Below are 7,469 nucleotides of genomic sequence, written 5' to 3' on the forward strand. Positions count from 1 at the left end.
TTCTCCTCGCCTCAACGCCAGCTGAAGACCGGCGGGAAGGTGCAGCCGGTCACCTCTTCGCGGGCGGCAGTGCAGAACGCGCGTACCGCGGCGCGGACCGGTTCGGTCTCCTGCCCGAGCACCTTGAACACCAGGCCGGCGTCGTTGGGCAGCCGGCTGACGGCGGTGGCCAGCGGCGTCCGCTCGTCCCACACCGGCGTCGCGGTCCGCTCGAAGACCCGGGCCGCCCGGTCCGGGTCGGTGAGCAGCACGACGTTGCCGAAGACGTGGAAGCGGTCCATCATGCCGATCCGCGTCACCGGGAACCGGCCGGGAGTGATGACGAACTTCTCCACGAACAACGGGCGTCCGTCGGGCCGGTGCGCCCGCAGCGTGGTGGAGAACAGGTCGTACGCGAAGATCTCGCCGTCGCGGTAGTACTTGCGGCCGGGTTGGAGCACCTCGGCGTACAGCATTGTCGCGGTCTCCGGGAGCCGGACCACGGTGTCGGAGACGAACCGGCTGCGCCGGAACGGGATCACCGGCTCGGGCAGGAACTCCAGGTAGGCGTCCTGCGCCAGGGTGAAGCTCTGGGTCTGGGTGCCGTAGTTGGCGTCCATCTCCTGGATCTTGGTGGCGGCCTGGGTGACCAGGTGCGCCTGCGCGCCCGGCCCCAGGTCGACGTCGATGCTCAGCCGGTCGCCCTGGAGCACGCCGCCCGAGGTGGTGAGGATCATGACGCAGGGCAGGCCCGGCATCTCCTCGTCCCAGTACAGCGCGCGCTGCACCAGCAGCGGCGACTGCCGGAAGACGTCGCGCAGGATGGTCCGGTCCTGGTCCTCGCGCCACTCGAACCCCAGCCGGAGGATGCCCACCTTGCCGTTCGCGGCGGCCGGCAGCTGCGCCGGCTGGTCCTGGTACGGCGCGAGTTCCCGGACGGAGTCCAGAGTGGTCATGCCAGCACTTCGGCGTCGAACAGCGCGTTGCGGCGGACCAGGTCCACCAGGTCGTCGATGCCCTCGCCGGTCTTGCAGTTGGTGAACACGAACGGCTTGCCGCCGCGCATCAGCTCGGCGTCGCGGGCCATCACGTCCAGGTCGGCGTCGACGTACGGGGCCAGGTCGGTCTTGTTGATCACGAGGATGTCGGACTTGGAGATGCCCGGACCGTTCTTGCGCGGGATCTTGTCGCCGGCCGCCACGTCGATCACGTAGATGAAGTAGTCGACGAGCGCGGGGCTGAACGTGAGCGTGAGGTTGTCCCCGCCGCTCTCGATGAGCACGACGTCGCTGTCCGGGAACCGCGCCTCCATGTCCTCCACCGCCGCGAGGTTCATGCTGGGGTCCTCGCGGACGGCGGTGTGCGGGCAGGCGCCGGTCTCCACGCCGACGATGCGCTCCTCCACCAGCACGCCGGTCAGGGCGCGGCGGACGTGCTTGGCGTCCTCGGTGGTGACCACGTCGTTGGTGATGACCAGGATGCGCAGGCCCTGCTCGACCAGGCGGGGCACGACGGCCTCGATGATGGCCGTCTTGCCGCTGCCCACCGGGCCGCCGACACCGATCCGACTCGCTGATTTCATTTTCGAAGAAGCCCTTCAGTGGGTGAGCGCTCAGCTCATGAACATGCGTACGTGTGCGTGCTGGTGCGCGCCGGCCAGCACGTCGAGGTGCGGCGCGAAGCTCTGCATGTCGTCCAGCCCGGCGGTGCGCACCTCCTCGTAGTCCTCGCCGACCCGCTCGTTCACCGCGAAGAGGATCGACTGGGTGTCGAGGTGGTCCACCCGCATCAGCCGGACCGCCGCGCCGAGCACCATGGAGGCCGCGCCGTACTGGTGGGCGGCGAACGCGTCCGCCTCGCCCACGCCGAGTTCGGCGAAGAGCACGCCGAGCGCGACCGGGTAGGTGACCGGGACGCCGCCGCCGCTCTCCGCGACGCGCTTGCGCAGCAGGGACTCCCCCACCACCCGTTCGGCGGCCTCGGCCAGCTTGCGCCCCATGCGGACGGTCATCGTCCGCGTCTCCTCGTTGATCTTGCGCAGGTGTACGGCCTCGTCGGCCGCCCGGATCCGGTCGAGGTCACCGGCACGCGCGGCGCGGTGCGCCACGAGCAGCGCCACCCCGTCACCGGTGGCGGCGGCACGGGTGACCGTCCGCACGAATTCCTGCAACGTGGTCCGGTCGTGCACCGCGCCGTGCTCGACCGCCGTCTCCAGCCCGTTGGAGAAGGAGAACGCGCCGACCGGGAAGACCGAGTCGCCGAACTGGAGCAGCTTCAGGGCCTCGGTCACCGTGGACACCCCGGCCCTCAGTTCAGGTCGGCGGGCAGGTGCGTGTGCGGGGTCGAGTCGGCCCCGCCGAACAGCCGCCGCGACTCGTGCGGGGCCAGGTACGCGATGATCTCGGTGCCGGGGATGAACTCGTGGGTGAGGCCGGTGAACGCGTGTGTCCGCATCACCGAGTCCATGACCTTGCGGTCCACCGTCAGCGGGACGTACATCTTGGTGCCCTTCACCACCGCCGGCCAGTGCTGGTTGCCGATCGCGTGGCCGAGTTCGACGGCGGAACGGATCACCATGTCCAGCGACTCGCCGTGCAGCGTGTCGAGGTGCACGACCATCACCTCGCCGAGCGCGATCCGGGCCACCACAGCGGTCGCCGTGGCGTCGTCCCAGGCGAGCACGTCGCCGTCGCGCAGCCGTACGCCGCGGGCCAGGGACAGCGCCAGCTCGGTGCCGAGGCTCGTGGTCCGGCGCAGCCGGCTCTTCTGGGCGTCCCACTGGTCGAGGACCAGGTCGTCGACCTTGGCCTCCCGGAGCCGCTCGGTCCAGGCCGGCTCGTTCACGTTGCCGAGTACCGTTTCGACGAGCATGTGTTCTCCTTTCACGCGACCCCGCCGCCGGCCCGGCCGGGGGCGGGTGCCACGCCGGGTCAGCTGAAGAAGTAGAGCTGGCTGAGGGGGAGGTTCTTGGCCGCCGGCACGGTCGCGTGCACGCCGTCCATCTTCACGGCGAAGGTCTCCGGGTCGACCTCGAGCTTCGGCGTACGGTCGTTGCGCACCATGTCGCGCTTGGTCAGGTTGCGGCAGCCGTAGACCGGCATGACCTGCCGTTGCAGGCCGAGCTGTTCGGCCACACCGGACTCGTGCGCGGCCCGGGACACGAACGTCACGCAGTTCTTGGCGAGCTGGGAGCCGGTGGCGCCGAACATGGGCCGGTAGTAGACCGGCTGCGGGGTGGGCAGCGAGGCGTTCGGGTCGCCCATGATCGACCAGGCGATCATGCCGCCCTTGAGCACCATCTTCGGCTTCGTGCCGAAGAACGCGGGCTCCCAGAGCACCAGGTCGGCGAGCTTGCCCGGGCTGACCGAGCCGATGACGTGCGAGACGCCCTGGGTGATCGCCGGGTTGATGGTCATCTTGGCGACGTAGCGCAGGACGCGGAAGTTGTCGTTGGCGTCGGAGTCCTCGGCCAGCTTGCCGCGGGCGTTCTTCATCTGCCCGGCGAGCTGGACGGTGCGCAGCCAGGTCTCCCCCACCCGGCCCATGGCCTGCGAGTCGCTCTGCATCATCGAGATGACGCCCTCGTCGAGGAGCACGTCCTCGGCGGCGATGGTCTCGGTGCGGATCCGGCTCTCCACGAAGGCGACGTCCGAGGGCACCTTCGGGTTGAAGTTGTGGCAGACCATGATCATGTCGTACAGCTCGGACTGGCTGTTGATGCCGTACGGCACGGTGGGCGTGGTCGACGCGGGCAGGACGTTCATCTGGCCGGCGACCTTGATGATGTCCGGCGCGTGCCCGCCGCCCGCGCCCTCGGTGTGGAACGTGTGGATGGTCCGGCCCTCGAAGGCGGCGATGCTGTCCTCGATGTAGCCGCTCTCGTTGAGCGTGTCGGTGTGGATGCTGATCTGGACGTCGTACTCGTCGGCGACGGCCAGGCAGGACCGGATCACCGCGGGCGGCGCGCCCCAGTCCTCGTGGATCTTGAAGCTGGGCACCCCGGCCATGATCTGCTCGACCAGTGGCGCCCGGCCGCTGCTGTTGCCCTTGCCCAGCAGGCCGATGTTGATCGGCAGGTTCTCGAAGGCCCGCATCATGTTGTGGATGTTCCACGGGCCGGGCGTGATGGTGACGCCGTTGGTGCTGTCGCTGGGCCCGGTGCCGCCGCCCCAGAGGGTGGTGACGCCGTTGCTGAGCGCGGCGTACACCTGCTGCGGAGTGACCAGGTGGACGTGCGCGTCGATGCCGCCGGCGGTCAGGATCAGGTGCTCACCGGAGATCGCGTCGGTGCCCGGTCCGGTCACCAGGCCCGGGGTAACCCCGTCCATGATGTTGGGGTTGCCGGCCTTGCCGATCCCGGCGATCCTGCCGTCCTTGATCCCCACGTCCGCCTTGACCACGCCGAGCAGCGCGTCGACGATTGTCACGTTGGTGATCACCAGATCCACCACGCCCTCGGCGCTGGTGGCCTGGCTGGCACTGCCCATGCCGTCGCGCAGGGTCTTGCCACCGCCGTACATCACCTCGTCACCGAGGACCCGCAGGTCCTTCTCGATCTCGATGTAGAGGTCGGTGTCACCCAGCCGGATCTGGTCGCCCGTGGTCGGGCCGTACATTCCGGCGTATTCCTGCCGTGAGATCTGACTCATGCGTTATCGCTCCAGCTCTGGCGCGTCTGAGAGTGGCGGGCTACTTGCCCTTGCCCTTGCCTTGGTCCTGATCCTTGCCCTGGTCCTGGTCCTGCGACGTGGTCTTGAAGCCGCGCGTCTGGGCCTGGTGGAGCGCCTCGGCCCGGTCCGGCCGGTACCCGGGGATCGGCCCGTCGCCGGTCCAGCCCTGGACCAGTCCGTTGAAGCCGTACACCCGCTGGGAACCGCCGTACGGGATCAGTTGCACTGTCTTGCGGTCGCCGGGCTCGAACCGGATCGAGGTCGTGGCCGGGATGTTCAGCCGCTTGCCGAACGCCGCCGGGCGGTCGAACTCCAGGAAACGGTTGGCTTCGAAGAAGTGGAAGTGGGAGCCGACCTGGATGGGCCGGTCACCGGTGTTGTGCACGACCACCTCGGTCACCGGCCGCCCGGCGTTGAGTTCCAGAGGTTGGTCGCTGAGCTTGTAGCCGCCGATGGGCCGAAGGTGCTTGGAGTTCGGTCCCGGGTGTTGCTTCGCCATGTCGCCCCCGCTCTGCCGGAGACCGTGGCCTCCGGTCGCTGCTCTACTGGATGGGTGAGTGGACGGTGATCAGCCGTGACCCGTCGGTGAACACCGCTTCGACCTGGAGCATCGGGATCATGTCCGCCACGCCGGGGATCACGTCGTCGGCCGTGAGCACGTGGCTGGCGTCGTTCATGACCTCCTCGACGGTCTTGCCCTCGCGCGCGCCCTCGAGCGCCGCGGCGCAGATCACCGCCACGGCCTCGGGGTGGTTGAGCTTGACCCCGCGCGCCTTGCGGGCGTTGGCGACCATCGCCAACGAGTGGATCGTCAGCTTGTCGAATTCCTTCGGCGTGAGATGCACTTCGCGATCCCTTCGTCCGCACGCTTTGTACGGTTTTAGCTATTCCGTCACGGTAAGAGCGGTTTAGTCGCGCCGCAGCCGTTCAGGGAGATTTCAGGAACCGGCGTGCGCCCGCCGCCGCCGGTCGTAGTCGGCGGCGATCAGCGCGAACACGCCCGAGCGACCGAGCGCGTCGAGCAGGCTCAGGAAGAACTGCGTGATCAGGTACCCGGCGCCCCAGCGGCCGGCCGCGCGTCCGGTCGCCGCGTTGCGAAGCGCCCTAAACCCTACATATGCGACATATAGTAGGTTCGCCGCGGCGGCCCGACAGCAAAACTGCCGGGGCTGCTCCTGCACACGGACGGGGGACGGGTGAACCGGTCGGCGCCGTACGACCCCGCGGACTCCTACCGCGAGTTCCGGCGCCCGCTCGCGGCGCTGGTGCTCGCCGTCGTCACCGCCGGCGCGCTGGACTCCTTCGCGTTCCTGCGATACGGCGCGTTCGTCGCCAACCAGTCCGGAAACGCCATCTTCCTCGGCATGGGGCCCGCCGGCGGGCACTCCACGTGGCCGGTCTCCGCGGCCTCGATCGTCGCGTTCGCCACCGCCGCCGGGCTGGTCAGCCTGCTCCGCGGCCGCACCGGGCCGACGTCGGCGCCGCTGGTGGACATCGCGGTCACCGAGGCCGCCATGATCGTCTGGGCGGCGCTCAACCTGGCGCTCGCGTACGGCCGGGACGGCACGGCGTCCCGGGTTCTGCTCGCCGCCGCCGGCGCGGCCGCCATGGGCAGCCTGACCACGCTGGCGAGCCGTACCACGGGGATCGCCACGCCGATCACCTACCAGTCGGGCACCACGACCAAGACCGGTGAGCGGGCCGCCCGCTGGCTGCTCGGCCCCGCCGCCGGCCGGGCCCGGGCCCGGCGGGGCACCCTGCTCGGGCTGCTCGCCCTGGTCAGTTACAGCGTCGGTGGCGCGGTCGGCACGCTCGCCCAGCACCGGCCCCGCTGGGTGCCACTGTGGGGGACGCTCGCCCTGGCCGTGCTGATCCTGCTGCTCCGGCGGCATCCGCGGCCGGCGTCGCGTCGCGGCTGAGCGTCAGTCCGCCTGGGCGGCGAGTTCCCGGGCCCGGTCCCGGGCCGCCTCCAGCGCCGCCAGCATGGCCGCGCGTACGCCGTGGTTCTCCAGCTCGCGGACCGCGGAGATGGTGGTGCCGGCCGGCGAGGTGACCGCCTCGCGCAGCTTCACCGGGTGCTCGCCGGAGTCGCGCAACATCACCGCCGAACCGATCGCGGTCTGCACGATCAGCTCGTGCGCCACCTGACGCGGCAGGCCGAGCAGGATCCCCGCGTCGATCATGGCCTCGACCAGCAGGTAGAAGTAGGCGGGGCCGGAGCCGGAGAGCGCGGTGACCGCGTCCTGCTGCGACTCGGGCACCCGCACGGTCGAGCCGAGCGGGGAGAACATCTCCTCCGCCAGGGCCAGGTGCTCGCCGGTGGCGTACGCGCCCGCCGAGATGGCGCTCATCGCCTGGTCGACGAGCGCCGGGGTGTTGGTCATCACCCGGACCACAGGGGTGCCCTCTGGCAGCCGTCGGTTGAAGAACGCCGTCGGCAGGCCGGCGCAGAGCGAGATGACCAGCTTGTCCGCCGGCACCTTCGGGCCGATCTCGTCCAGCAGCGCGGCGGCGTCCTGCGGCTTGACCGACACCGCGAGCACCTCGGCCTCGGTCACCGCGGTGAGGTTGTCCACCACCCGTACGCCGTAGCGGTCGGCCAGCTCCTTCGCCCGGGCCGGGCGGCGCGCGGTGGCGAGCAGCCGCTCCACCGGCCAGCCGGAGCGCAGCAGCCCGGACAGCATCAGCTCACCGATCTTGCCGGCGCCGATCACCGCGACCGTGTGCACCTCGCGTGCCATCAGCCGTACCCCTTCCCGGGTCCCGCTGGCCGACGCCACCCGCGAGCTGAAGACCGTGCCGCTGGAGCGGTACGCCGAG

Annotated in this window: 9 protein-coding genes and 1 pseudogene; 1 reads left to right on the forward strand and 9 read right to left on the reverse strand. The window is 70.2% G+C overall.

Annotated features, from left to right (window positions below; genetic code table 11):
* Positions 1-11: 11 nt before the first annotated feature.
* From HA073_RS29565 to HA073_RS29600, 8 genes and pseudogenes are all read right to left on the reverse strand, one after another.
* Complete coding sequence (locus tag HA073_RS29565; RefSeq protein WP_166457812.1) at positions 12-935, reverse strand: urease accessory protein UreD; 924 nt, start codon at positions 933-935, stop codon at positions 12-14.
* Positions 932-1,561 (reverse strand): urease accessory protein UreG, encoded by a 630-nt coding sequence (gene ureG, locus HA073_RS29570; RefSeq protein WP_013287653.1) that lies wholly within the window; start codon positions 1,559-1,561, stop codon positions 932-934. Before ureG ends, HA073_RS29565 begins: the two co-directional genes overlap by 4 nt.
* A 30-nt stretch (positions 1,562-1,591) precedes the next feature.
* Complete coding sequence (locus HA073_RS29575) at positions 1,592-2,269, reverse strand: urease accessory protein UreF (RefSeq protein ID WP_309228073.1); 678 nt, start codon at positions 2,267-2,269, stop codon at positions 1,592-1,594.
* Between the two features lie 17 nt (positions 2,270-2,286).
* Positions 2,287-2,850 carry an urease accessory protein UreE gene (ureE, locus tag HA073_RS29580; RefSeq protein WP_013475749.1) on the reverse strand — a complete coding sequence of 188 codons (564 nt, stop codon included), beginning with the start codon at positions 2,848-2,850 and terminating at the stop codon, positions 2,287-2,289.
* A gap of 59 nt (positions 2,851-2,909) precedes the next feature.
* Positions 2,910-4,628, reverse strand: coding sequence for an urease subunit alpha (locus tag HA073_RS29585; protein ID WP_043329421.1), 1,719 nt, complete (start codon positions 4,626-4,628; stop codon positions 2,910-2,912).
* Between the two features lie 184 nt (positions 4,629-4,812).
* Positions 4,813-5,148, reverse strand: a pseudogene (locus HA073_RS29590) (urease subunit beta); the annotation flags it as partial.
* Positions 5,149-5,191: 43 nt separating this feature from the next.
* A complete protein-coding gene (locus HA073_RS29595) occupies positions 5,192-5,494 on the reverse strand; it encodes an urease subunit gamma (RefSeq protein WP_013287657.1) in 303 nt (100 codons plus the stop codon).
* A gap of 93 nt (positions 5,495-5,587) precedes the next feature.
* Positions 5,588-5,830, reverse strand: coding sequence for a sugar porter family MFS transporter (locus tag HA073_RS29600; RefSeq protein WP_166457805.1), 243 nt, complete (start codon positions 5,828-5,830; stop codon positions 5,588-5,590).
* A gap of 15 nt (positions 5,831-5,845) precedes the next feature.
* Between HA073_RS29600 and HA073_RS29605 the strand changes: the two genes are divergently transcribed.
* Entirely contained in the window at positions 5,846-6,568 is a 723-nt protein-coding gene (locus HA073_RS29605) for a YoaK family protein (protein WP_223201362.1), read from the forward strand.
* Between the two features lie 3 nt (positions 6,569-6,571).
* Here HA073_RS29605 and proC read toward each other — a convergent pair whose 3' ends face one another.
* On the reverse strand, positions 6,572-7,390 hold the full coding sequence (gene proC / locus HA073_RS29610) for a pyrroline-5-carboxylate reductase (protein ID WP_043331082.1): 819 nt from the start codon (positions 7,388-7,390) through the stop codon (positions 6,572-6,574).
* Between the last annotated feature and the right edge of the window lie 79 nt (positions 7,391-7,469).

Origin of the sequence: Micromonospora sp. CMU55-4 (assembly GCF_011602315.1) — a bacterium.
GTDB lineage: Bacteria > Actinomycetota > Actinomycetes > Mycobacteriales > Micromonosporaceae > Micromonospora > Micromonospora chalcea.

Bases quoted from the DNA above. Each gene is read 5' to 3' on its own strand.
- HA073_RS29565 (WP_166457812.1), bottom strand. From the start codon at position 935: ATGACCACTCTGGACTCCGTCCGGGAACTCGCGCCGTACCAGGACCAG.
- ureG (WP_013287653.1), bottom strand. From the start codon at position 1,561: ATGAAATCAGCGAGTCGGATCGGTGTCGGCGGCCCGGTGGGCAGCGGC.
- ureE (WP_013475749.1), bottom strand. From the start codon at position 2,850: ATGCTCGTCGAAACGGTACTCGGCAACGTGAACGAGCCGGCCTGGACC.
- HA073_RS29585 (WP_043329421.1), bottom strand. From the start codon at position 4,628: ATGAGTCAGATCTCACGGCAGGAATACGCCGGAATGTACGGCCCGACC.
- proC (WP_043331082.1), bottom strand. From the start codon at position 7,390: ATGGCACGCGAGGTGCACACGGTCGCGGTGATCGGCGCCGGCAAGATC.